General features: G+C 25.0%; 2 protein-coding genes. Both read left to right on the forward strand.

Going from position 1 to position 1,662, the window contains the following annotated elements; genetic code table 4:
* Positions 1-131: 131 nt before the first annotated feature.
* Positions 132-758 carry a hypothetical protein gene (locus EHU54_RS05735; RefSeq protein ID WP_400249436.1) on the forward strand — a complete coding sequence of 209 codons (627 nt, stop codon included), beginning with the start codon at positions 132-134 and terminating at the stop codon, positions 756-758.
* 20 nt (positions 759-778) lie between these two features.
* Positions 779-1,612 (forward strand): hypothetical protein, encoded by an 834-nt coding sequence (locus tag EHU54_RS05740; RefSeq protein ID WP_400249437.1) that lies wholly within the window; start codon positions 779-781, stop codon positions 1,610-1,612.
* Positions 1,613-1,662: the final 50 nt, after the last annotated feature.

The raw sequence follows: 1,662 nt of genomic DNA on the forward strand, positions 1-1,662 counted from the left end.
TAGGTTATGCAAGAAGTCTAATATTTAAAATTAATATAGATAGTTAATATTATACAAATAATCAATCTTGGTAATAATTTGAAAATTAATTTATTTTTTAAAATTTATGAATTATGGAAGGAAGATATTTAGTGAAAAAAATAAGTATTTTAGTTGAAATAATATTATTTGTATATATTTTAATAACAATAATGCTAATGAAAAATATAGAAAGATTCCAAATCGGAAATAGAATAAAGATTGAAGAAAAAAATAGTGACAATATTGAAGAACCATCGGTCTTAGAATCAAAATCACCAAAAATAACTCCATCTAGGACAGCAACAGTCCCAAAGGTAATACATTCATTAAAAGGAGGAACAGCAGTTGGAAGTCCATCAAATAGAAAAGCATCAGTTGGAAATCCAACGCATAAAAGAACATCAAGCAGAATACCATCAAGAAGAAGAACAAATCCAAGAGAATTTCCACCAATAAAACCAATTGAAGAATCAGGAGGGTCTGGACCATCAGGCCCGCAATCAAGTAGTGCCTCGAATTTTTCGAATTCTTTAAGAAAAGAAAAGACAGTATCATCAACAAGTTTAGAGGAGCAAGTTCAAACATCAAGAGAAGCAGATGAAAATCTAAAGGTACCAAAAAATAACAGTGAAACATTAAATTCACAAGTAGAAGATGAAAATAAAGCGGCTAAATTAAAAGCACTTGAAATTGTAGAGGAACAATTTGAAGAAGTTTTAAAAATAAGACAGAATTAGAATCAAAATTTAAAATAAACTTGGTCAAAACAGAAGCAGAAACAGCAGAATTAAAGTATAAAACAGATGAGTTGGAATTAGTTAAAATAAGGCAAAAATATAATAGTTTACTAGAAAAAATAAAAAGTTTAGAAGAAAAAATTCAAAAAATAGAATTAGAAATAAACAAAAAAAATAGAGAATATGTAGGAGAATTAATTTTTTTCTCACTAATTAACGAAATTGAAAAAAACAATGATGAATTGTGATTAACAATAACGGAAAGTACTTGAAAAATAATAGTTTCATTATTTAAAGATAATCCAAAAGAAGTATTTTTAATTGAATTAAAAAATCAAATTACTAGTTTTCATAAGAATGAGTATTTGGGATATTCAATTACTGATGCGGATATAAGTTCTTTGGCATATTTAATTTGAGATTATTTTAGTTATTATTATTATTATAATTTATTATGGAATTTAAATGCTAATCAAACTGTAAAAATTACTTCCTATTCTGAATATGACCATGGATATTGAGACCCTGCTGATCCTTCTAAATACAATAAAATTATTGATAAAGAAGAAAAAATTCAAGAGAAACTTGAGGCAGAGAAACTTGGAATGGAAGAAGAACTTAATAAAGAAAAGCAAGAATTTGTAGAATTAAAAGAAGAATTTGATAATTTAGAATTAGTTTTTATTGAAGAGAAATTTAAATATTTATTAGTATTGGAGGAGGAAAACTTTCATAATACAGATCACTTGAAACATAAAAAAGAAAAATTCGATAAAGTATGATTAGAGTATAAAACATTAAATTCAGAATTAGCAAAAGTTAGACAAGAATTTAATATTAGACTTCTTGCATAACCTATTAAAATAATTGTAAATATTTTTAAAAAGATACTAATAGCAAATTA

Origin of the sequence: Spiroplasma sp. ald, assembly GCF_044714355.1 — a bacterium.
Taxonomy (GTDB): domain Bacteria; phylum Bacillota_I; class Bacilli_A; order Mycoplasmatales; family Mycoplasmataceae; genus Spiroplasma; species Spiroplasma phoeniceum.